We start from the raw sequence: 22,509 nt of genomic DNA on the forward strand, positions 1-22,509 counted from the left end.
AAAAAAGTGGGTACTTTATCATAGGAATAAGATCTACATAGAAGACGTAGATTAAGTTAGTAGCGGTTCGCTCAGAAACGGAACGAGAAGAAGGGAGAGTCCCGCAGTGGTGTACGTAATGAAACAAAGCGGTTGGATAGAAGTAATTTGTGGCAGTATGTTTTCAGGGAAATCAGAAGAGTTGATTCGACGTGTGCGCCGTACGCAGTTTGCTAAACAAAAAGCACAAGTGTTCAAGCCTGCAATTGATAATCGATATAGTGAAGAAGCTGTCGTTTCACATAATGGTACATCTGTTATGGCTTATTCAATCTCGGCATCGCGCGATATTTTAAAGCGAGTAAATGAAGAGACAGACGTAGTAGCGATAGACGAAGTACAGTTTTTTGACACAGATATTTTAGAAATTGTTCAATCTTTAGCAGATCAAGGCTTTCGTGTGATTGTAGCAGGGTTAGACCAAGACTTCAAAGGCGAACCTTTTGGACAAATGCCGCAGTTAATGGCTATTGCAGAATCGGTAACAAAGCTACAGGCCGTGTGCGCTTCATGTGGCTCTCCTGCGAGTCGTACGCAGCGTTTGATTAACGGTGAGCCTGCTTCTTATGACGATCCTATTATTTTAGTCGGTGCGTCTGAATCGTACGAACCAAGATGCCGTCATTGCCACGTTGTGCAAAAGTCCAAAGGACAAGCTGCATCTGTGGAATCAAGCGAAATGGTCGAAAAATAAAGCAAGAATTTTATGGTGATAAAAACAGAACGCGCAGTTCTGTTTTTTTGTTCATATACCGGTATTAACAAGGTTTTGACTCTATTTTAAAGCTATACTATAATTACAATGTTATGGATAAAGAATGAGGTGAATGACGTGTTTGATCGTTTAGAAGCGGTAGAGGCGCGCTATGAGAAGTTAAACGAACTTCTGAGTGACCCTGAGATCGTAAACAACCCCTCTAAGTTGAGAGAATATTCGAAGGAACAATCAGATATACAACAAACGGTAGCCGCTTATCAGGAATACAAAGATGTAAAAGAGCAGTTATCAGAAGCGAAAACGATGCTTGAAGATAAGCTTGATGCAGATATGCGTGACATGGTAAAAGAAGAAATTGCCGAGTTAGAAACGCAGCAAGAGGAGCTAGTTGAAAAGCTACGTATTTTATTAATTCCAAAAGATCCAAATGATGATAAAAACGTAATCATGGAGGTTCGTGGAGCAGCTGGTGGAGATGAAGCAGCATTATTCGCAGCTAATTTGTACCGCATGTATTCGCGTTTTGCTGAATCACAAGGCTGGAAAACAGAAGTAATGGAAGCAACGACTACTGGAGTAGGCGGTTATAAAGAAATTATCTTTATGATTAACGGTAAAGGTGCGTACTCAAAGATGAAATTTGAAAACGGTGCACACCGTGTTCAACGAGTTCCTGAAACAGAATCAGGCGGTCGTATTCATACATCTACAGCAACGGTAGCATGTCTTCCTGAAGCGGAAGAAGTTGAAGTGGATATTCATGAAAAAGACATCCGTGTAGATACATTTGCTTCAAGTGGACCTGGTGGCCAAAGTGTTAATACGACGATGTCGGCAGTTCGTTTAACACATTTACCTACAAATACAGTGGTATCATGTCAAGATGAAAAGTCTCAGATTAAAAATAAAGAAAAAGCAATGAAAGTATTGCGTGCTCGCGTGTACGACAAATTCCAGCGAGAAGCACAAGCAGAGTACGATGCAACGCGCAAACAAGCAGTTGGATCAGGAGATCGCTCTGAGCGTATCCGTACGTATAACTTCCCGCAAAATCGTGTAACGGACCACCGTATTGGTCTGACGATTCAAAAGTTAGATCAAATCTTAGAAGGCAAGCTTGATGAAATTATCGATGCATTAGTAATGGAAGACCAAGCGCGCCGAATGGAAGATTCGAACTAATGAAAGTATTTGAAGCCCTTAAGTGGGCTTCTTCTTTTTTGAAAGAGGCAAAGCGAGATGAAAACGCGGGAGAACTCTTGCTTCGCCATCACTTACAGATGACGAGAACTCATTTGCTAGGTGCTCTGCAGGAAGAACTAGAAGAAGAAACGCTAAAAAGATTTGAACAAGATGTCCATGCTCATAAAGCAGGGATGCCTGTACAATATCTAATCGGGACAGAAGAATTTTACGGACGTTCATTTATTGTAAACGAACATGTATTAATTCCAAGACCCGAAACAGAAGAGCTCGTATACGGAATGATTTCTCGAATAAAAAAAGAGTTTCAACACCAGCATATTGAGCTTGTCGATATTGGAACGGGAAGTGGGGCAATTGCTATCACTTTAGCGTTGGAGCTTGGCAGCGTCAATGTTACAGCAACAGATATAGCTATAGAATCTTTAAATGTAGCCAAGGAAAATGCTCAAAACCTGGACGCTGCTGTCACGTTTATACAGGGAGATCTATTACAACCATTTCTATCATCGAAGCAGAAATTTGATGTGATTGTGTCTAATCCGCCTTATATTCCAGCAGATGATGAATTGTCCACAGTGGTAAAAGATCATGAGCCAAACCGAGCCCTTTTTGGTGGAAAAGACGGCCTGGATTTTTATCGACGTTTCATGGAAGAGTTGCCATATGTGACGAAGTCAAATAGTATTATTGGATTTGAAGTCGGGGCCGGACAGACAAAAGATGTAGCTGAGATGCTGCAAAAAACGTTTCCGACAGCTTTTGTAGAATGTGTATATGATATTAATGGAAAAGATCGAATGGTTTTTGCACAACTTCGTGAGAACTAAAAAAATCAAAGGGAATGATTTTCCCTTTGATTTTTGAAAATCATGCATTTTTTTACTAAATTACTAGTTTAAGATATCTTGCTTTCGGCCATACTGTTCCTATGAAAGGGCGGTGGCCGAAATGAAGAAATATGCTATCATTTATTTTATTTTATTAATTATTGGAGCAAATGCTCAACTTATATATACACATAACCAAGTGCAGGCAGATCAGCCTGCAGTCATTCCAGACGAGGCAATTCGACTGCGTATTTTAGCGAACAGCGACGGTGAAAAAGATCAGTACGTAAAACGTCTGATTCGTGACCGTGTGAACGAACAAATTACAGAATGGGTAAAAGATTTAACATCTGTAACTGTAGCTCGAAAAACCATTAAAGAAAATTTGCCGGCGCTTGAGACAATTGCGAAAGAAGTGCTAAAAGAAGAAGGCGTAAATGAATCTGTTCACGTTAAATTTGGAAAAGTAGAGTTTCCTACTAAGTTGTACGGTCAGTTTTTATATCCAGCAGGTGAGTATGAAGCCGTGCTTATTACTCTTGGCAAAGGAGAAGGAGCAAACTGGTGGTGTGTACTATTTCCTCCCTTATGCTTCTTAGATTTTTCAAACGGTGAAGCAGTAAAAGCACCAGAGCCATCTAAAGAAGAACCAAAGGCAGAAAAAGAAAAACCAGCAGCTTCTGAATCAAAATCTGGAGACAAAACAGAGGACACGTCGGCTGAAAGTAAAGAACCCGCAGTGAAAACAGAAATTCAATCTGCAACTATTACATCGGATTCTATTGAGCAGAAAGCTGAGGAACCTTCTCAACCAACAGCATCTCCTGCAAAGCATACTACAAGCGGCACAATAAAGGAAGAAACAAGCGCTAAGGCTGAAAAAAAGGAAAGTAAGGAAGCTGAAAAGTCTGTTTCATCTAAGAAAAAAGCTGGTTCTAAATCAAAAGAAGATTCTGTAGAAGTTAAGTTTTTTGTAGTAGAATGGGTATCTTCAGTATTTAATTAATAGAATCATTAAAAATAAAATTCAGTTCTACTTTTTTTAAACATCTCATAGATTTGTTACTAGAAAACAAGTTGAGGTGATTAAAATGAGAGAACAATTAAAAATTGCCAGTGAAAATGATTATATTCGAATTCAGAAGTTTTTACAAAAAGCGGGTATTAGCACAGCAGGTGTAGAAGAGCATATTCATCAATTTGTCATCATGGAAAGTGAAGAAGGCGAGCTGCTAGCAACAGTTGGGTTTGAAAAAGAAGGTATGGATGGAATTCTTCGCTCCCTTGTCGTGTCACCTTCTTTGATGCAATCTGATATTCTGCTGCTATTTAAAAGTATCGTTCAGCTGGCTCAAAAGCATGGTGTGAAGCAACTATATTTACTAACAAATAAGGCATCCTCTCTGCATTTTTTTCAAATGATGAATTTTCAGCAAACATCTTATAGTGCTCTACCTGATATGTTAAAAGAACATTCTTATTTAAAACAGTTACCAAATCCTAAGGATGTCTACGTGATGTTTTATGCAGCTAGTTAAAAGAAAATGTGGATAAATCATTTTAAAGGGGTATCCACAATGTTATTCACAAAAACCTGAGCTTTATCCACATTTTGTGGATAAAGCTTGTTTGCTGATATAATGAATGCATGTATTTTACTGTTTTTGATACATATTGTACTTTTAAAGTAAAAAAAAACCTAGATATAGAAAGAAAAAGGAGTTGAAGAAGATGGAAACTAAGTTATGGCTTGTGGATAATTTTACGAGCGAAAAAGATATTTATCCACAGATAGAAGAAGCGGCAGATTTGCTGCGCAATCACGAAGTGGTTGCTTTTCCTACAGAGACGGTGTATGGATTAGGAGGAGATGCAACATCGGATAAAGCTGTGGATAAAATTTTTGCAGCGAAAGGACGTCCTAGTGATAACCCTCTTATTGTTCATATTGGAGATAAAGAGCAACTGCATACATTTGTAGAGTCAATTCCTTCAAAAGCAGAGAAAGTGATTGATGCTTTTTGGCCAGGTCCTCTTACAGTGATATTACCTAAAAAAGATCAAGTTTCAGATAAGGTTACGGCTGGTTTAAACAGCATTGCAGTGAGAATGCCATCACATCCGGTAGCTCTTGCATTATTGAAAAAAGTGGCTTTGCCTATCGCAGCTCCGAGCGCAAACCTTTCTGGCAAGCCAAGCCCCACTTTAGCTCATCATGTGATGAATGATTTAGAAGGGCGTATTAGCGGAGTTGTAGACGGAGGAGCGACAGGGGTAGGAGTAGAGTCGACTGTCCTTGATTGTACCGAAGAGATTCCTATTATTTTACGTCCAGGCGGCATTACTCAGAAAGAGTTGGAAAATGTAATTGGTCCCGTAAAAGTAGATCGAGCGTTAATAAGTGATAAAGAAGCGCCAAAATCTCCAGGGATGAAATATACACATTACGCACCCGATGCACCACTTGTCATTGTTGACGGCAGTTCTGGTTTTTTCCAATCTATTATTGATCACTATAAAGATCAGGGTAAGCGAGTAGGGGTATTAACGACATCTGAACATGAAAATGTGTATAAAGCGGATGCCGTCATTACATGTGGATCTCGCTCAAATTTAGAGACGGTGGCTAGCCACTTATATGAGTCTCTTCGTTCATTTAATGAGTGCGATGTAGATATTATCGTTAGTGAAAGTTTTTCTGAAGAAGGAGTCGGTCATGCCGTTATGAATCGATTAATGAAAGCTGCAGGACATCACGTGATTAAGCAATAAAATTCATCTTCTAAACCTTTTCGAATGTGCATATTTTGAAATAGGAGCACGTCCGAGGAGGGTAAAGATGAATGTATCTCAGTTAATTAGTGAAATGATCACGTTAGTCATTATGGCGTTTGCCTTAGGAATGGATGCTTTCTCAGTTGGTTTGGGAATGGGATTAATTCGTTTACGCTTTCGCCAAATTTTCTACATTGGTGTTGTTATCGGTATATTTCATATTTGGATGCCGCTGTTAGGCATGTTTATTGGACGACTTTTGTCTGATAAACTTGGAATGTTTGCTACCTATGGCGGTGGAATTTTATTGCTGATTCTTGGGGCACAGATGATCTATTCCTCCTTTAAGCATGACGATACGCCGTTTATCAAACCAGTTGGCTTTGGACTGTTATTTTTTGCGCTCAGCGTGAGTCTAGATAGTTTTTCTGTTGGACTTAGCTTAGGTATTTTTGGAGCAAGAACGTTTTTGACCATTATTGTTTTTGGAGTAGTGAGTATGCTATTAACTTGGTTAGGACTGCTGCTAGGCAGAAGAGTACAAGGCTGGCTTGGTTCATATAGTGAGGCCCTAGGAGGGAGCATTTTATTAGCTTTTGGAATCAAATTGTTATTACCTTTTTAACTATATATAAATAGGTAAAGGATCATGACCATGCAGGTTATGGTCTTTTTTTGCTTCTTTTAGATTACAGTGATAAAAGAAGGAAAGTGAAGGTGTTTTTTCGAGATAAATAAAGAGAATATGGACAAAAAATACCCAAAAAAGCTAACTGGATTTATGCAAGCAATAGAGATACAATAGGGTGGAATATCAACATAGTCGCACATAGTGAAAGCAAGGGAGGATGTATCTTGAAAAACATCTTATTTGTATGTACAGGAAACACGTGCCGCAGCCCTATGGCAGAAGCGTTGCTGAAAGCTAAAAAAATAGATGGAATGAACGTGAAGTCTGCAGGCGTATTCGCTTCAAATGGAAGTGAAGCTTCTGTCCATGCACAAGTTGCCCTTCAACAGAAAGGCATAGCTTGTTCTCATGCTTCGGCAGCATTAACGGAAGAACAATTGATGTGGGCTACTTATATTTTTACGATGACGGAGCAGCATAAAATGCTGATTTTGAACCAAGCTCCATACGTAAGTGATAAATTATTTACGCTAAAAGAATTTGCCGACGAACAAGGTGAAGTATCTGATCCCTTTGGCGGATCATTACAGACGTACGAACAGACTTTAGAAGAGTTAGAGCGTATGATTAACAAAATAGTCGACAAATTATAAAAGGTCCCATAAATTTTTGCAGACTTAAAATGAACAAAAATTTAATAGAAGACGAAGGTATGTATGAGGAGGAAACAAAGATGAAAGTAGCTATTGCATCTGACCACGGTGGTATAAATTTACGACAGGAAATTATCTCTTTAATGAAAGAATTAAATATTGAATATGTGGATTTAGGGTGTGAATGCTCAGCGTCTGTAGACTATCCGGATTATGCACTTCCTGTTGCTCAAAAAGTGGCGAGCCAAGAAGTAAGTCGTGGCATTCTTATTTGTGGAACAGGCATCGGTATGAGCATAGCAGCTAATAAAGTAAAGGGAATTCGCTGCGCTCTCGTGCATGATACGTTCAGTGCAAAAGCCACAAGAGAACATAATGATAGCAACATTTTAGCAATGGGCGAACGCGTCATTGGGCCGGGACTTGCACGTGAAATTGCGAAAATTTGGTTAACGACAGAATTTGAAGGCGGACGACATGAAAATCGCGTCAATAAAATTAAACAGTATGAGCAGCAAAACGGTGCAATAGTAACGGTATAATGTGAACGTATTCAATGAAAGAAAGGAAGAAAAACGTGTCTGAACTTACGAAATGGAAAGAGCAGTTGGAAACAGTTTTATCTGATTTTTCAGCACAAGTGCAGTTATCTTCAGAACATACACTTGTCATTGGATGCAGTACAAGCGAGGTAATTGGTGAAAAAATAGGAACCGCCGGTGCAATGGAAGTCGCAGAAATGATCTTTGATACACTAGCAGATTTTCGAAAGAAAACGGGTGTCCACTTAGCATTTCAATGCTGTGAACATCTTAATCGAGCACTGGTAGTAGAAAGAGAATTAGCTCGTAAAGAGCGGTTAGAAATCGTTAGTGTTGTCCCTATTCATAAGGCAGGTGGAGCGATGGCTACACAGGCCTATGGCAAGCTTAAAGATCCTGTTTTAGTAGAGTTTATTAAAGCTGATGCTGGGATTGATATTGGAGATACATTCATTGGTATGCATTTAAAGCATGTCGCAGTACCCGTTCGTTGTACGTTGAACGCAGTTGGACACGCTCATGTTACTTTAGCAAAGACGCGTCCGAAACTAATTGGTGGAATGAGAGCGTTTTACGAACTTTCGTAATTAAATATATTAAAATAATACACATTTTTTCTTTTTTATTCTAAATAAATCATGTTACAATGTAGTTGAATTAACAAATAACGAACATTGCGAATACGAAACGAGGAGAGGATTTTGATGGAGAAACAACTAATGCAACAAGATCCAGCAGTTTATAATGCGATCAAGGATGAATTACAAAGACAACGTACTAAGATTGAGCTAATTGCTTCAGAAAACTTTGTAACAACAGCGGTAATGGAAGCACAAGGTTCAGTTTTAACAAATAAATATGCTGAAGGCTATCCAGCTAAACGTTACTACGGCGGTTGTGAACACGTGGACGTAGTAGAAGACTTAGCTCGTGATCGTGCAAAAGAAATTTTCGGAGCAGAGCATGTGAACGTTCAGCCTCACTCAGGTGCACAAGCAAACATGGCAGTATACTTCACTGTTTTAGAAGCTGGAGACACAGTACTAGGTATGAATTTATCGCACGGCGGTCACTTAACGCACGGAAGTCCTGTTAACTTTAGTGGTGTTCAGTACAATTTCATCGAATATGGTGTAGATCGTGAAACACATCGTATTAACTACGACGACGTATTAGAAAAAGCTCGTACGCACAAACCAAAATTAATTGTGGCTGGTGCAAGCGCATATCCACGCGCAATTGACTTCAAGCGTTTCCGTGAAATCGCTGATGAAGTAGGCGCTTATCTAATGGTAGACATGGCTCACATTGCTGGTCTAGTAGCTGCAGGACTTCATCAAAATCCTGTGCCACATGCTCATTTCGTTACAACTACAACGCATAAAACACTACGCGGACCACGCGGCGGTATGATTTTATGTAAAGAAGAATTTGCGAAAAAGATTGATAAGTCAATCTTCCCTGGTATTCAAGGTGGTCCATTGATGCACGTTATCGCTGCAAAAGCAGTAGCATTTGGTGAAGCATTACAAGATGAGTTTAAGCACTATGCTCAAAATATCATCGACAATGCTAATCGTTTAGCAGAAGGATTAAAGAAAGAAGGATTTGCTCTTGTATCTGAAGGAACAGACAATCACCTTGTGTTAATCGACGTAAGCTCAATGAATTTGACAGGTAAAGTGGCTGAAAAAGCGCTTGATGATGTAGGTATTACAACAAACAAAAATACAATTCCTTATGATGAGCAAAGCCCATTTGTAACAAGTGGTATCCGTATTGGTACAGCTGCGGTTACAACTCGCGGATTTGGCTTAGAAGAGATGGATGAAATTGCTTCTATCATCGGATTAACGCTTAAAAATATTGAAGATGAAAAAAAGCTAGCTGAAGCTAAAACGCGCGTTGAAGCTTTAACAAGCAAGTTTGAAATGTATAAATCACTTTAAGAGAGACAGGCCTTTGTGCCTGTTTTTTTTATGGAGAAAGTGGTAGCAATTCAATCATTTTTTGAATAATGCTTGAACTCAAAAACTTTTTTCTGTAAAATGAATGCAATGTATAAATTTAATTAGCAAGAGATATGTTTTTACTAGTACGTACCATTCAATTCGTTGAATGGTATTTTAATGTGTACATCTTTATATATAAGGAGAGATATCAATGGGCAAAGTATACGTATTTGATCACCCGCTTATTCAACACAAATTAACTTACATACGCGATGTAAAAACGGGAACGAAAGAGTTTCGTGAATTAGTTGATGAAGTGGCAAGCTTAATGGCTTTTGAAGCGACACGTGATTTACCGCTAGAAGATGTTGAAATTGAAACACCGGTTTGCAAGACAAAGTCAAAAGTTATTGCAGGGAAAAAGCTTGGTATCGTTCCAATTCTTCGTGCTGGTATCGGCATGGTAGATGGATTTTTAAAACTAATGCCAGCTGCTAAAGTTGGACACGTTGGCTTATATCGTGATCCAGAAACATTACAGCCTGTTGAATATTATGTAAAGCTACCTAATGATGTAGAAGAGCGTGACTTTATTGTAGTAGATCCTATGCTTGCAACAGGAGGGTCAGCTGTAGAAGCAATCAACTCTCTGAAAAAAAGAGGCGCTAAAAACATTAAATTTATGTGTTTAATTGCTGCTCCTGAAGGCGTGGAAATTGTAAAAGAAGCACACCCTGACGTAGATATTTACATTGCAGCATTAGATGAAAAATTAAATGACCATGGATATATTGTTCCAGGTTTAGGTGATGCAGGGGATCGTTTATTCGGTACAAAATAATTTGTAGATTTGGGTGATGAACATGAAGCAGCCAATTAAAGTAATGACGATATTCGGGACAAGACCAGAAGCAATTAAAATGGCTCCTCTAGTATTAGAGCTTAAAAAGCGACCAGAAGAGTTCGAAGCAATTGTTACAGTAACGGCTCAGCACCGTGAAATGTTAGACCAAGTATTGAGCATCTTTGACATTCAGCCTGACTATGACCTGAACATTATGAAGGATCGCCAAACCCTTATGGACGTAACGACCAGAGGATTAGAAGGCTTGGACGACGTAATGAAAAAAGTAAAGCCGGACATCGTACTTGTACACGGTGATACAACTACGACGTTTATTGCTGGGCTAGCAGCTTTTTATAATCAAATTCAGGTCGGGCATGTTGAAGCAGGTTTGCGCACATGGAATAAATATTCTCCATATCCGGAAGAAATGAACCGTCAGCTTACAGGTGTTCTCGCGGATTTGCACTTTGCTCCAACAGATAAGTCTGCAGCTAATTTGCAAGCGGAAAACAAAAAAGAAGAGCGAATCTTTGTCACTGGAAACACAGCTATCGATGCGTTGAAAACAACAGTAAAAGAGACATATGAGCATGAAGTGTTAACGAATTTGGGAGATGATCGTCTTATTTTGTTAACGGCACATCGCCGCGAAAATTTAGGCGAACCAATGAAAAATATGTTCCGTGCTGTTAAACGTATTGTGGATGAACATGAAGATGTGCAAGTTGTGTATCCTGTTCATTTGAATCCAGTAGTTAGAGAAACAGCAAATGACATCTTAGGAAATGACCCGCGCATTCATTTAATTGAACCGTTAGATGTAATTGACTTCCATAACTTCGCTGAGCGCGCTCATATTATTTTGACAGATTCGGGCGGTGTTCAAGAAGAAGCGCCTTCATTAGGTGTACCTGTATTGGTACTTCGCGATACAACAGAGCGACCGGAAGGAATTGAAGCAGGAACGCTCAAACTAGCAGGCACGGAAGAAGAAACAATTTATACGCTAGCAAAAGAGCTGTTAATAGATGAAGACGTATATAAGCAAATGTCACAAGCATCAAATCCTTACGGAGACGGTTTAGCTTCTAAACGCATTTGTGATGCTATTAGCTACTATTTCAACCGCCGTGAAAACAGACCGGAAGCTTTTAGTCCGCTTTCGTAAGATTTCTAAACACCTTTCACATGAAAAGTGTCTCTTTGAGACACGATAGTGTGAGAGGTGTTTTTTTATGTGGATTAAATGGTTAATGATTAGCTTTATATTAGGGAGCGGGGGAGGGCAAATGTCGCTCAATCCGACATTTCCTTCTATAAAACAAGAAATGAATCATCAGGAAAAATCAATAATTGTCATGGTTGAAAAAGAAAAATTCGCGGAATTTAAAAGTCAGCTACAAAAAAATTATCCTAATATAAAGATTAAGAGCGAATTTCACACGGTATTTACAGGACTTTCATTAAACGGCTCCATCTCGGATTTGGAAAAACTATCTCATAATCCTTCTATTATTGGTTCACATTCTATTAAAAACTACCAGGTTGCAGAAGAAAATAGTGTAACCTTCATTGGCTCAGAACAGGTAAGAGGCTTATTTGATACTCATAATCAGCGCTTAACAGGAAAAGGAATCAAAGTAGGCGTCATCGATACGGGTGTTGATTATTCTCATCCCGATTTAAAACAAACCTACAGGGGAGGGTATGATGTAATAGATAAAGATTATGAACCGATGGAAACCACTCGGGAGCAAGGAGAGCCTACTCTGCATGGCACTCATGTAGCGGGTATTATTGCAGCAAATGGAAATATTAAAGGTGTAGCACCTCAAGCGGAAATCTACGCATACCGAGCTCTTGGACCTGGAGGAGCTGGAACGTCTGAAAGTGTTATTCTAGCTATCGAAAAAGCAATTCAAGATGATGTAGATATTATTAATTTATCATTAGGAAATGATGTGAATGGCCCTGATTTACCAACAAGCTTAGCGTTAGATCGAGCTGTTGAAAAAGGAATTGTAACGGTTACATCCAGCGGCAATTCAGGTCCAGGCTTATGGACCGTGGGCTCTCCAGGTACAGCGGGAAAAGCTATTTCGGTTGGCGCTTCTGTTTCCCCGACAACAGTTCAATTTCTAACAATCGGATTTAATAAAGACAAAATTATGATGGCGCCAGTAGAAGGGTCGCACCCGTGGACATTTAATCAAACGCTGCGTGTAATAAATGAACAATACTCCAAAGAGCAAAAGCATGCGTTGGGTAACGTCATTTTGCTAAAAGCAGAAGGAAATGCCGTTGAAAAAAAGATTAAACAAGCTGAACAGGCAGGTGCAAAAGCCGTTATTTTATATAGTCCGACTGAAAAAAGCATAATCGGTAAACTAAAAGAGTCAGTAAATATTCCAGTGATATGGGTAAGTAAAAAAAACGGTGATACAATTAATCAACACATTCAGTCTCAACAGCCATATTTACGCACTGGCAAGCAAGTAGTGCAAGACTTGCTTACATCTTTCAGTTCAAGAGGGCCTGTAACGACTACTTGGGGAATCAAGCCGGACGTCGTCGCACCTGGTTACTTCATTAATAGTACAGTTCCCGGCGGATATGAACGCATGCATGGCACAAGTATGGCTGCGCCCCATGTAGCTGGAGCGTGCGCTCTTATTTTACAAGCTCACCCTAACTGGTCTCCTGAACAAGTCAAAGCTTCATTGATGAACACCAGTAAAGTAATGCAGCAGCTAAACGGTCAAACGTATCGCGTATATGAACAAGGAGCGGGAAGAATTCAAATAGCAAAAGCTGTCACAGCAGACTCTTTATTTTACCCATCTTCTTTATCTTTTGGTATTTTTACGCGTCCATCAAAGAAAGTTTTATCTTTTAAAATTGATAACCAGTCTGATAAAGCAAAAACGTACCGTTTAAACGTTCCGAAAAGGGATGAAGGAGTAAACTGGGATGTTCCATTACCCGTCACGGTGCTACCCCATCAGACAAAAGAGATAGCTGTCACTTTATCGGTGCAGCCCCGTTTTAAAAATAAAGGTATATATGACGGATATTTGGAAATAAATGATTCACGTGAAACATTTTTGCTTCCTTATATGTACATGATTAGCATTCCAGATTATCCTCGTGTCATGGGATTGCAAGTAGCAGCAGAAAAAGAGAAAAATACGTATAGCTATGAACTGTTTTTGCCTGAAGGAGCAGATCAGTTAGGCGTCGCTCTTTTTGATAAGCAGTCTTTGCAGTTTGTATCGTATTTAGATGTTGACGTGGATGTAGAAAGAGGCGTGAGAAAACGAAAAATAACGATTGATGAATCGCTTGTACCGGGAGTGTACCAAATATTTGCATTTGTGAAAAAGCATAGACAAGAGCAGGTTGTACACAGTACAATAACGATTAAATGAACCTCTTTAAATGTTTTCATTTGAAGAGGTTTTATGTGTGGCAGAAATGTGAACAATAAGAAGAGATTGTGAAGTTTTTAGCTTAAACACATTGACATTAAATATACGCTATTGTATGCTTACAGGGAATATAAATGATAAGGTTTTCAACCTGTGAAAACCGTTGATATTTCTGCGTATTTTATTAGCTGTTTTTACCTTTTTTAGCAATTTTTTTTGCCTTTCTATCATATATTGAGCTATGAAAACGATAGAGAATTCGGAAAAAAGAAAATTTTGCAAAAGGGGTATGAGCTTATGAAAGATCGCAACCGTCATCCTTTGCAAGCGATGGCATTAGTGTCAATCATTCTATCACAGTTAGCAGGTTCAGTCTTAATTGGCTTATTCTCTGGAAGATGGGCTGATCAATGGCTTGACACCGAACCACTATTTTTGATTTTAGGCCTTCTTTCAGGGCTAGCAGCAGGTGTTTTTATGATGCTGCGGACAGTCCACCATTTTTTTTCAGGAGATTAATAATTCATGCAGGATTTGCAGCACGTTTTTCCAAGACTTCGTTCATACATATTGTATTTGTTAGCATTATACGTTCTCGGCTGGGGATTTACAAGTTATAAGGCTGTTTTTGCAGGTTTAATTTTAGGAACCGCCCTGAGTTTGTATAATTTGTGGAACTTAGTAAGAAAGTTTGAGCAGTTTGGACAGGCGTTGGATGAGGGGAAAAAGCCCCGTTCAATTGGGACTGTTGTAAGATTTGCAACAGCTGCTCTCGCAGTTGTGATTACCATCTCTTATCCAAAAACCTTTCATATTATTAGTGTAGTTGTGGGATTAATGACGTATTATGTTGTCATTATCATAGATTTAGTTGTTCAAAATATGCGTAGAAGATAGAAAGAGAGGTGAACACAGTTGGGTCATGAATCACCAACTATAGAGTTTCTAGGCCTTACTTTTAGTCAAAGTAACTTGCTTATGGTTACCGTAGCTTCTGTTATTGTATTCTTAATTGCAGTTTTATGTACTCGTACTCTTGCTATGAAGCCAAGCGGTGCACAAAACTTTATTGAATGGGTCTTAGATTTTGTTAAAGGGCTCGTTAATAGCAATATGGATTGGAAAACAGGTGGCCGCTTTTTGACGCTAGGTGTAACTTTACTTATGTACATTTTTGTGTCAAATATGTTGGGTCTTCCATTTGCCATCGTGATTGACCATAACTTATGGTGGAAATCGCCAACCGCTGATCCAGCAATTACGCTGACGTTAGCCGTTATGGTAGTTGTACTATCACATTATTATGGTATTAAAATGCGAGGTTTCTCTGCATACACGAAAGATTACTTCAAGCCAATGGCATTTTTATTCCCGCTTAAGATTATCGAGGAGTTTGCCAATACGTTAACGCTTGGCCTTCGTCTTTACGGTAATATTTATGCTGGGGAAATTTTGTTAAGCTTGCTAGCTGGTTTAGCAACAACAGGCTTCCTAGGTACAATTGGAGCTGCTATCCCAATGCTTTTATGGCAAGGATTCAGTATTTTTGTAGGCGCAATTCAGGCCTTCATTTTCACAATGTTAACGATGGTTTATTTATCTCACAAAGTGAGTAGCGACCATTAATTTATAAAGCTTTGTTCAAGTAATACCCAATTTGGACAAAACAAAACTTAGTTAAACAAAATCATATATATTAAGGGAGGACTTTATAAAATGGGTTTAATAGCATCTGCAATTGCGATTGGTTTAGCGGCACTAGGTGCTGGTATTGGTAACGGTCTTATCGTTTCTAAGACGATTGAAGGCACAGCTCGCCAACCAGAAGCACGTGGTACATTAACTTCAATGATGTTCGTTGGGGTTGCCTTAGTTGAGGCGCTTCCAATTATCGCCGTAGTTATTGCATTCATGGTACAAGGTAAATAATAATGTGTTACATGTGGCGAAGATCATTCAAAAGAACCTTCGCCATTACTTTATGTCTTTAAGAAGTAAATTATATATGTGGAGTCTCTGAAGGGAGTGAACATGGCCGTGTCGAACATGTTTGTGTTAGGAGCAGCAGGCATTAATGGTGGAGATATTCTTTTCCAATTAGTGATGTTCCTTATCCTACTTGCGTTACTTCAAAAATTCGCGTTTGGTCCTGTAATGGGAATCATGAAAAAACGTGAAGAGCATATTGCCGGTGAGATTGATGAAGCAGAAAAGCAAAATGAGGAAGCGAAGAAGCTTGTTGAAGAGCAGCGTGAAATCTTAAAGCAATCTCGTCAAGAAGTGCAAGTAATGATGGAAAACGCTAGAAAGTCTGCAGAAGATAAAAAAGAAGAAATCATTGCGGCAGCACGCGAAGAGTCTGAGCGTCTAAAAGCTGCAGCAAAACAAGAAATCGAACAGCAAAAAGATCAAGCAGTTGCTGCTTTACGTGAGCAAGTTGCTTCATTATCTGTTTTAATTGCGTCGAAAGTTATTGAAAAAGAACTTTCTGAACAAGATCAAGAGAAGTTAATTCATGAATATATCCAAGAAGTAGGGGATGTACGATGAGTCAACCAGCTGTAGCCAAGCGCTATGCACTAGCTCTTTTTCAATTAGCAACAGAAAAACAGATGATCGATGAAATGCAAGACCAGCTACAAATCGTTGAAGAGGTGTTTGCTAAAACACCTGAATTAATGGATGTATTAACTCATCCAAAAATTACAATTGAGCGAAAAAAACAGTTTGTAAGTGAGGCATTTGCTGAACTTTCACCAACTGTTCAACATACGGTTCTTCTATTATTAGAGCGTCACCGCATTCAAATTGTTAGCCAAATGGTACAAGAGTATCGTTTCCTAGCGAACGAAGTACGTGGCGTGGCAGATGCAACTGTTTATTCTGTCAAACCTTTAAGCGCAGATGAGAAAAGAGCAATCTCGCAATCATTTGCTTCAAAAGTTGGAAAACATACGTTAAATATTTCAAATGTAGTAGATAAAAGCCTAATCGGCGGCGTGAAGCTTCGCATTGGTAATCGTATCTATGATGGCAGCATTAGCAGCAAATTAGAAACGATCCACCGAGGACTTCTTGCACACAGATCGTAGATAGGGGTGAAATTCATGAGCATCAAAGCTGAAGAAATTAGTGCGCTGATCAAGCAGCAAATTGAAAACTATCAGTCTGAGATTAAAGTGAGTGATGTAGGTACTGTTATCCAAGTTGGGGATGGTATCGCACGTGCTCATGGCCTCGACAATGTCATGGCTGGAGAACTGGTTGAATTTTCAAATGGTGTCATGGGAATGGCACAAAACTTAGAAGAAAACAATGTAGGTATCATTATTTTAGGACCATATACGGAAATTCGTGAAGGTGACGAAGTTCGCCGTACAGGACGCATCATGGAAGTTCCAGTAGGGGAGCAGTTAATCGGTCGTGTTGTTAACTCATTAGGTCAGCCAGTAGACGGCTTAGGCCCAGTAGAAACAACAAAAACACGTCCAATTGAAGGTGCTGCACCTGGCGTTATGGATCGTAAATCAGTACATGAGCCGCTTCAAACAGGTATCAAGGCGATTGACGCACTTGTGCCAATCGGTCGTGGACAGCGTGAGTTAATTATCGGTGACCGTCAAACGGGTAAAACATCGGTAGCAATCGATACAATCTTAAACCAAAAAGATCAAGATATGGTATGTATCTATGTAGCGATTGGCCAAAAAGAATCAACAGTTCGTAACGTAGTAGAGACATTACGTAAACACGGTGCTCTAGATTACACAATCGTTGTAACAGCATCAGCTTCACAACCAGCTCCGCTATTATTCTTAGCACCATACGCTGGAGTAACAATGGGTGAAGAGTTTATGTATAACGGTAAGCACGTACTCGTTATTTACGATGATTTAACAAAACAAGCATCAGCTTATCGTGAACTTTCATTACTATTACGCCGTCCTCCAGGTCGTGAAGCGTATCCAGGGGATGTATTCTATCTGCACTCTCGTTTATTAGAGCGTGCGGCAAAGTTATCGGACGCAAAAGGTGGAGGTTCATTAACAGCTCTTCCATTTATTGAAACGCAAGCAGGAGACGTATCTGCTTATATCCCAACGAACGTAATTTCGATTACAGACGGACAAATTTTCTTACAGTCAGATCTATTCTTCTCAGGCGTACGTCCTGCGATTAATGCTGGTCTTTCTGTATCACGTGTAGGGGGATCTGCACAAATTAAAGCGATGAAAAAGGTAGCAGGTACACTGCGTCTAGACCTTGCATCTTATCGTGAGCTTGAATCGTTTGCTCAGTTCGGTTCTGATCTTGACCAAGCAACTCAAGCAAAATTAAATCGAGGAGCGCGTACAGTTGAAATCTTAAAACAAGGTTTACACAAACCGCTTCGTGTAGAAAAACAAGTAGCTGTGCTTTACGCATTAACAAAAGGCTTCTTAGATGATGTTCCAGTATCAGATATTACACGCTTTGAAGACGAGTACTTAACATGGTTAGAATCAAACCGTAAAGAAGTACTTGAATCAATCCGTACAACTGGCGGCCTTCCTGAAGCTGGCGTATTCGAATCAGCACTTGAAGAATTCAAGAAAACATTTATTGCATCTGAATAATATATTGTCAGCATGGTATGTTAAGACAATCTTTCAATAAGGTGAAGGTGAACATTTGTTCACCTTTCATACCACGTGATCTTCTAAAACAAGGTGGTGAAACCTTTGGCATCATTACGTGATATACAAACTCGAATCACATCGACGAAAAAAACGAGCCAGATTACGAAAGCAATGGAAATGGTTTCAGCTGCAAAGCTGAATAGAGCGGAACAAAATGCAAAATCGTTTGTTCCATATATGGAAAAAATTCAAGAGGTAGTCTCAAGCGTAGCCCTAGGCAGCAGAGGCGCTTCACATCCAATGTTAACTGCGCGCAGCGTGAAGAAGACTGGTTATATCGTAATCACTTCAGATCGCGGTCTAGCAGGAGCATATAACAGTAATATTTTGCGAAAAGTATCTCAAGCTATTGAAGAACGCCATCAATCACCTGATGAATACGGTGTGATTGCAATTGGACGAGTAGGGAGAGATTTCTTCGTAAAACGCGGTATTCCGGTTTTGCTTGAAATCACAGGCTTAGCAGATCAGCCAGCTTTTGCTGACATTCAAGGGATTGCTTCACAAACAGTTCAAATGTTTGCAGACGGTACGTTTGATGAACTTTACTTATACTACAATCACTTTATCAATACGATTTCACAAGAAGTGACGGAGAAGAAGCTATTGCCTCTAACAGATCTTCAACCTTCTGGTAAACTTGTTGGTTATGAATTTGAACCATCACAAGAGGAGATTTTAGAAGTATTACTTCCTCAGTACGCAGAGAGTTTAATTTACGGCGGCCTACTTGATGGAAAAGCAAGTGAGCATGCTGCTCGTATGACAGCGATGAAAAGTGCAACAGACAACGCAAAAGATCTTATCAATAATCTTACATTGTCATATAACCGTGCACGTCAAGCGGCAATTACCCAGGAAATTACGGAAATTGTTGGCGGAGCGGCAGCGTTAGAATAGAAAGTTTAATGGAAAAGCAAGTTAGGAGGGAACACGATGGCAAAAGGACGCGTTACTCAAATCATGGGTCCAGTTGTAGACGTAAAGTTTGACAACGGACACCTTCCGGCAATTTATAACGCCCTTAAAATTTCACATAAACCGAGCAGTGCAAGTGAAGTTGCAATCGAATTAACATTAGAAGTTGCGATTCACTTAGGTGATAACACAGTTCGTACAGTAGCAATGTCATCCACTGACGGCTTAGTTCGTGGATTAGAAGTAGAAGATACAGGTGCAGCAATCTCAGTACCAGTTGGTGACGTTACGTTAGGTCGTGTATTTAACGTATTAGGTGAAAAAATTGACTTAGACGCCCCAATCGATGCAGGTGCACGTCGTGATCCAATCCACCGTCAAGCACCAAAGTTTGAAAATCTATCTACACAAGCTGAAATTCTTGAAACAGGTATTAAAGTAGTAGACTTATTAGCTCCTTACATTAAAGGTGGAAAAATCGGTCTATTCGGTGGTGCCGGTGTAGGTAAAACAGTATTAATTCAAGAGTTAATCAATAACATTGCTCAAGAGCACGGCGGTATTTCGGTATTCGCTGGTGTAGGTGAGCGTACGCGTGAAGGTAATGACTTATACCATGAAATGACAGATTCTGGCGTTATTAAGAAGACGGCTATGGTATTTGGACAAATGAATGAGCCGCCTGGTGCACGTCAGCGTGTTGCATTAACAGGATTAACAATGGCAGAATACTTCCGTGACGAACAAGGTCAAGACGTATTATTCTTTATCGATAATATTTTCCGTTTCACACAAGCGGGTTCAGAAGTATCAGCATTACTTGGCCGTATGCCATCAGCAGTAGGTTATCAGCCAACATTAGCGACAGAAATGGGTCAGCTTCAAGAGCGTATCACATCGACAAGCGTAGGTTCTGTAACATCGATTCAAGCGATTTACGTACCAGCCGATGACTATACGGATCCAGCTCCAGCGACAACATTTGCTCACTTAGATGCAACAACAAACTTAGAGCGTAAATTATCAGAGATGGGTATTTACCCGGCGGTAGATCCATTAGCATCTACATCTCGCGCTTTATCTCCTGAAATTGTTGGAGAAGAGCACTATGCAATTGCGCGTCAAGTTCAACAAACGTTACAGCGTTATAAAGAGTTACAAGATATCATTGCAATCCTAGGTATGGATGAGTTATCTGATGAAGATAAACTTGTTGTACAACGTGCTCGTCGCGTTCAATTCTTCTTGTCTCAAAACTTCCACGTAGCAGAGCAATTTACAGGTCAAAAAGGTTCTTATGTTCCTGTAAAAGAAACTGTTAAAGGATTTAAAGAGATCTTAGAAGGTAAATACGATCATTTACCTGAAGATGCGTTCCGTTTAGTTGGTCGCATTGAAGAAGTTATTGAAAATGCGAAACGTATGGGAGTAGAAGTTTAATTTAAGGGACATAGGAGGTTTTTTAAATGAAGACAATCCATGTCAGTGTAGTGACTCCTGATGGCCCAGTTTACGAATCAGAAGTGGAAATGGTAAGTACCCGAGCACAGAGCGGTGAGCTTGGTATTTTACATGGCCATATTCCGATGGTTGCTCCTTTACAAATTGGAGCCGTCCGCTTGAAGAAAGCAAGCAGTACAGAACTTGTGGCTGTTAGCGGAGGATTTCTTGAAGTAAGACCTGACAAAGTAACAATTCTTGCACAGGCTGCTGAAACAGCTAAGGAGATTGACGTAGCTCGTGCAGAAGAAGCGAAAAAACGCGCTGAAATGCGCCTTGATAGCAAACAAGACGATGTTGATGTTAAGCGTGCTGAAATTGCCTTAAAACGGGCAGTCAATCGTTTAGATATTAGTCAACGTAAGTTCTAAAAAAAGCCCTCTCAAACGAATGAGAGGGCTTTTTTGCTCTATTATATAAAAGAGGAAGAGCAAATAGCATTCGTCTATAATTATATATTCCATTTAACTAAGCGCCTCCGTCTTCTTTGTTTTTCTTAATAATGGAAAAGGATCTTAAAATAGGGAATAAAATAAATGTTTTTCGTGTTACCGTTTACGAATTTGCATAAGTGTGCTTTAATATGAAAAGAAGAGACGATGATCGTCTCTTCTTTTCATATGGTGTTTAAAAGGAGTGCTTTTATTGTTTGGAGGAATTGAGCAGCAAACGTTACTAACCATGATTTCACATTTGATTTTTATTGTGATTACTTGGTATGCTTTGCAAGGCTTTCAAATTGAAAAGCTGATGAAACCTAATCATGTGTTTCAAGCAAAATTAATGCTTATTTTATTGACCATTACGATTTCATCAACAGTAAGTAATTTCTTTTTGGATTATTTATTTTGGTCACAGCGCATTCCCTCATTTTTTCAATGATTGGCAAGCTATGAGTCTATGATAAAATAGATGTTCATTCATTGAAGATATACGAATTTATACGCTAATGTATGTCGCTATGTCTAAATATGACGACCCTTTTCATGTATGCATCATCGCCTTCTGGAAAGACTGATGAGTACGGAGAGGGAGTGGCGAAATGTTTAAAAAAATTAGTGTCTTTTTGGCTATTTTCATTACTGGCTTATTCGTATATCATGGAAGTTATGTGAGCAATGCCCAAAACAATGAAACTACTATTGAGAAGATTGTTCACACCTTAAATAAGCAGCATGTTTCGTTAACTGAAGTATCGTTGTATGCAAGAGAAGAAGTAAAAGCTGTTACTGACCAAAAAACCTTTTATTTGCAAGCTAAAAGTATTAAAAGTAATTTTAGAGGTTTTAAATGGGAAGTGAAGAGGGAAAGAGACCTATGGAAAGCAATAGGTACACGCAAAAGTGAAGATGTGAACGAAGTCATTCTGTTAACTTATGCGATCGATGAACACAGCAATGCGTACATATCGTATCATGTAACGGGACAAGGTTTAAAAGAAAAAAATATGACCCATTTTCAAAATGTATTTCAGACAAATTATGAAAAAATTTTCCTATCAGAACCCATAATTTTCTCTTGTGCAACAGGGGAAATCAATGATAAGATGGAAAGTGTTTTGTCTGTTGAAATTCAAGACCTATTACGAGCTTTCAATGCTAAACCAGTGGAATCTCTAGTGGAAGAGTCATTTACCTCTGTTTCAGCATATACTGGACTGTGGAAAGAAGCTCTTCAAACGAAAAAGCAGGAAATGAACTTACAAATTGCATTACGCAAGACAAGAATGGGCGGTCAAACAACCATAGTTGTTGGCACACCTATCATTACGTCTGAATATTAATATAGAGAAAA

26 protein-coding genes are annotated in these 22,509 nt (G+C 39.3%); all 26 read left to right on the plus strand.

The window, feature by feature from the left end; genetic code table 11:
* The first annotated feature begins 118 nt into the window (after positions 1–118).
* The gene (locus SB717_RS19655; protein ID WP_234483867.1) at positions 119–733 is read left to right on the plus strand and encodes a thymidine kinase; all 615 of its coding nucleotides are present in this window, start codon (positions 119–121) and stop codon (positions 731–733) included.
* A gap of 138 nt (positions 734–871) precedes the next feature.
* A complete protein-coding gene (gene prfA, locus SB717_RS19660; protein ID WP_013059820.1) occupies positions 872–1,939 on the plus strand; it encodes a peptide chain release factor 1 in 1,068 nt (355 codons plus the stop codon).
* Entirely contained in the window at positions 1,939–2,790 is an 852-nt protein-coding gene (gene prmC / locus SB717_RS19665) for a peptide chain release factor N(5)-glutamine methyltransferase (RefSeq protein ID WP_410904517.1), read from the plus strand. The genes prfA and prmC overlap by 1 nt, the downstream gene beginning before the upstream one ends.
* Positions 2,791–2,911: 121 nt before the next feature.
* The gene (spoIIR, locus tag SB717_RS19670) at positions 2,912–3,796 is read left to right on the plus strand and encodes a stage II sporulation protein R (protein ID WP_074681834.1); all 885 of its coding nucleotides are present in this window, start codon (positions 2,912–2,914) and stop codon (positions 3,794–3,796) included.
* Positions 3,797–3,881: 85 nt separating this feature from the next.
* Entirely contained in the window at positions 3,882–4,328 is a 447-nt protein-coding gene (locus tag SB717_RS19675; protein ID WP_074681832.1) for a GNAT family N-acetyltransferase, read from the plus strand.
* A gap of 193 nt (positions 4,329–4,521) precedes the next feature.
* On the plus strand, positions 4,522–5,562 hold the full coding sequence (locus SB717_RS19680) for an L-threonylcarbamoyladenylate synthase (RefSeq protein WP_074681830.1): 1,041 nt from the start codon (positions 4,522–4,524) through the stop codon (positions 5,560–5,562).
* A 67-nt stretch (positions 5,563–5,629) separates the two neighbouring features.
* Complete coding sequence (locus tag SB717_RS19685; protein WP_028411979.1) at positions 5,630–6,190, plus strand: manganese efflux pump MntP; 561 nt, start codon at positions 5,630–5,632, stop codon at positions 6,188–6,190.
* Positions 6,191–6,420: 230 nt separating this feature from the next.
* Entirely contained in the window at positions 6,421–6,849 is a 429-nt protein-coding gene (locus tag SB717_RS19690) for a low molecular weight protein arginine phosphatase (RefSeq protein ID WP_074681828.1), read from the plus strand.
* Between the two features lie 80 nt (positions 6,850–6,929).
* The gene (rpiB, locus tag SB717_RS19695) at positions 6,930–7,391 is read left to right on the plus strand and encodes a ribose 5-phosphate isomerase B (RefSeq protein WP_098621201.1); all 462 of its coding nucleotides are present in this window, start codon (positions 6,930–6,932) and stop codon (positions 7,389–7,391) included.
* A gap of 35 nt (positions 7,392–7,426) precedes the next feature.
* Positions 7,427–7,978 carry a TIGR01440 family protein gene (locus SB717_RS19700; protein ID WP_372491911.1) on the plus strand — a complete coding sequence of 184 codons (552 nt, stop codon included), beginning with the start codon at positions 7,427–7,429 and terminating at the stop codon, positions 7,976–7,978.
* 117 nt (positions 7,979–8,095) lie between these two features.
* Positions 8,096–9,340 (plus strand): serine hydroxymethyltransferase, encoded by a 1,245-nt coding sequence (locus SB717_RS19705; protein ID WP_410904518.1) that lies wholly within the window; start codon positions 8,096–8,098, stop codon positions 9,338–9,340.
* A gap of 214 nt (positions 9,341–9,554) precedes the next feature.
* Positions 9,555–10,184, plus strand: a complete 630-nt coding sequence (gene upp, locus SB717_RS19710; RefSeq protein WP_013059810.1) for a uracil phosphoribosyltransferase — start codon at positions 9,555–9,557, stop codon at positions 10,182–10,184.
* Positions 10,185–10,206: 22 nt separating this feature from the next.
* Positions 10,207–11,358, plus strand: coding sequence for a non-hydrolyzing UDP-N-acetylglucosamine 2-epimerase (wecB, locus tag SB717_RS19715; RefSeq protein WP_074681822.1), 1,152 nt, complete (start codon positions 10,207–10,209; stop codon positions 11,356–11,358).
* Positions 11,359–11,425: 67 nt separating this feature from the next.
* Positions 11,426–13,618, plus strand: coding sequence for a S8 family serine peptidase (locus tag SB717_RS19720; protein ID WP_410904519.1), 2,193 nt, complete (start codon positions 11,426–11,428; stop codon positions 13,616–13,618).
* Between the two features lie 297 nt (positions 13,619–13,915).
* Positions 13,916–14,137, plus strand: coding sequence for an AtpZ/AtpI family protein (locus tag SB717_RS19725; RefSeq protein ID WP_013085464.1), 222 nt, complete (start codon positions 13,916–13,918; stop codon positions 14,135–14,137).
* Between the two features lie 6 nt (positions 14,138–14,143).
* Positions 14,144–14,515 (plus strand): ATP synthase subunit I, encoded by a 372-nt coding sequence (locus SB717_RS19730; protein ID WP_013059806.1) that lies wholly within the window; start codon positions 14,144–14,146, stop codon positions 14,513–14,515.
* Positions 14,516–14,533: 18 nt separating this feature from the next.
* Positions 14,534–15,244, plus strand: a complete 711-nt coding sequence (gene atpB / locus SB717_RS19735; RefSeq protein ID WP_013059805.1) for a F0F1 ATP synthase subunit A — start codon at positions 14,534–14,536, stop codon at positions 15,242–15,244.
* 90 nt (positions 15,245–15,334) lie between these two features.
* Entirely contained in the window at positions 15,335–15,547 is a 213-nt protein-coding gene (gene atpE, locus SB717_RS19740) for a F0F1 ATP synthase subunit C (RefSeq protein WP_013059804.1), read from the plus strand.
* 102 nt (positions 15,548–15,649) lie between these two features.
* On the plus strand, positions 15,650–16,168 hold the full coding sequence (locus SB717_RS19745) for a F0F1 ATP synthase subunit B (RefSeq protein WP_013085463.1): 519 nt from the start codon (positions 15,650–15,652) through the stop codon (positions 16,166–16,168).
* The gene (locus SB717_RS19750; RefSeq protein WP_028411987.1) at positions 16,165–16,710 is read left to right on the plus strand and encodes a F0F1 ATP synthase subunit delta; all 546 of its coding nucleotides are present in this window, start codon (positions 16,165–16,167) and stop codon (positions 16,708–16,710) included. Before SB717_RS19745 ends, SB717_RS19750 begins: the two co-directional genes overlap by 4 nt.
* Before the next feature lie 15 nt (positions 16,711–16,725).
* A complete protein-coding gene (gene atpA, locus SB717_RS19755; protein WP_013085461.1) occupies positions 16,726–18,234 on the plus strand; it encodes a F0F1 ATP synthase subunit alpha in 1,509 nt (502 codons plus the stop codon).
* A 105-nt stretch (positions 18,235–18,339) separates the two neighbouring features.
* The gene (locus SB717_RS19760; RefSeq protein WP_013059800.1) at positions 18,340–19,197 is read left to right on the plus strand and encodes a F0F1 ATP synthase subunit gamma; all 858 of its coding nucleotides are present in this window, start codon (positions 18,340–18,342) and stop codon (positions 19,195–19,197) included.
* Between the two features lie 36 nt (positions 19,198–19,233).
* Complete coding sequence (gene atpD, locus SB717_RS19765) at positions 19,234–20,655, plus strand: F0F1 ATP synthase subunit beta (RefSeq protein WP_410904520.1); 1,422 nt, start codon at positions 19,234–19,236, stop codon at positions 20,653–20,655.
* Positions 20,656–20,681: 26 nt separating this feature from the next.
* On the plus strand, positions 20,682–21,086 hold the full coding sequence (locus SB717_RS19770; RefSeq protein WP_074681818.1) for a F0F1 ATP synthase subunit epsilon: 405 nt from the start codon (positions 20,682–20,684) through the stop codon (positions 21,084–21,086).
* A gap of 274 nt (positions 21,087–21,360) precedes the next feature.
* Positions 21,361–21,597: a DUF1146 family protein gene (locus SB717_RS19775; RefSeq protein WP_013059797.1), complete on the plus strand. Its 237-nt coding sequence runs from the start codon at positions 21,361–21,363 to the stop codon at positions 21,595–21,597.
* Positions 21,598–21,757: 160 nt separating this feature from the next.
* Positions 21,758–22,498, plus strand: coding sequence for a YwmB family TATA-box binding protein (locus SB717_RS19780; protein WP_074681816.1), 741 nt, complete (start codon positions 21,758–21,760; stop codon positions 22,496–22,498).
* Positions 22,499–22,509 lie beyond the last annotated feature (11 nt).

This window comes from Priestia sp. SIMBA_032, from assembly GCF_046535215.1.
Taxonomy (GTDB): Bacteria; Bacillota; Bacilli; order Bacillales; family Bacillaceae_H; genus Priestia; species Priestia aryabhattai.

Bases quoted from the DNA above. Each gene is read 5' to 3' on its own strand.
- SB717_RS19655 (WP_234483867.1), top strand. From the start codon at position 119: ATGAAACAAAGCGGTTGGATAGAAGTAATTTGTGGCAGTATGTTTTCA.
- prmC (WP_410904517.1), top strand. From the start codon at position 1,939: ATGAAAGTATTTGAAGCCCTTAAGTGGGCTTCTTCTTTTTTGAAAGAG.
- spoIIR (WP_074681834.1), top strand. From the start codon at position 2,912: ATGAAGAAATATGCTATCATTTATTTTATTTTATTAATTATTGGAGCA.
- SB717_RS19675 (WP_074681832.1), top strand. From the start codon at position 3,882: ATGAGAGAACAATTAAAAATTGCCAGTGAAAATGATTATATTCGAATT.
- SB717_RS19680 (WP_074681830.1), top strand. From the start codon at position 4,522: ATGGAAACTAAGTTATGGCTTGTGGATAATTTTACGAGCGAAAAAGAT.
- SB717_RS19685 (WP_028411979.1), top strand. From the start codon at position 5,630: ATGAATGTATCTCAGTTAATTAGTGAAATGATCACGTTAGTCATTATG.
- rpiB (WP_098621201.1), top strand. From the start codon at position 6,930: ATGAAAGTAGCTATTGCATCTGACCACGGTGGTATAAATTTACGACAG.
- SB717_RS19705 (WP_410904518.1), top strand. From the start codon at position 8,096: ATGGAGAAACAACTAATGCAACAAGATCCAGCAGTTTATAATGCGATC.
- upp (WP_013059810.1), top strand. From the start codon at position 9,555: ATGGGCAAAGTATACGTATTTGATCACCCGCTTATTCAACACAAATTA.
- wecB (WP_074681822.1), top strand. From the start codon at position 10,207: ATGAAGCAGCCAATTAAAGTAATGACGATATTCGGGACAAGACCAGAA.
- SB717_RS19720 (WP_410904519.1), top strand. From the start codon at position 11,426: ATGTGGATTAAATGGTTAATGATTAGCTTTATATTAGGGAGCGGGGGA.
- SB717_RS19725 (WP_013085464.1), top strand. From the start codon at position 13,916: ATGAAAGATCGCAACCGTCATCCTTTGCAAGCGATGGCATTAGTGTCA.
- SB717_RS19730 (WP_013059806.1), top strand. From the start codon at position 14,144: ATGCAGGATTTGCAGCACGTTTTTCCAAGACTTCGTTCATACATATTG.
- atpE (WP_013059804.1), top strand. From the start codon at position 15,335: ATGGGTTTAATAGCATCTGCAATTGCGATTGGTTTAGCGGCACTAGGT.
- SB717_RS19745 (WP_013085463.1), top strand. From the start codon at position 15,650: ATGGCCGTGTCGAACATGTTTGTGTTAGGAGCAGCAGGCATTAATGGT.
- SB717_RS19750 (WP_028411987.1), top strand. From the start codon at position 16,165: ATGAGTCAACCAGCTGTAGCCAAGCGCTATGCACTAGCTCTTTTTCAA.
- atpA (WP_013085461.1), top strand. From the start codon at position 16,726: ATGAGCATCAAAGCTGAAGAAATTAGTGCGCTGATCAAGCAGCAAATT.
- atpD (WP_410904520.1), top strand. From the start codon at position 19,234: ATGGCAAAAGGACGCGTTACTCAAATCATGGGTCCAGTTGTAGACGTA.
- SB717_RS19770 (WP_074681818.1), top strand. From the start codon at position 20,682: ATGAAGACAATCCATGTCAGTGTAGTGACTCCTGATGGCCCAGTTTAC.
- SB717_RS19780 (WP_074681816.1), top strand. From the start codon at position 21,758: ATGTTTAAAAAAATTAGTGTCTTTTTGGCTATTTTCATTACTGGCTTA.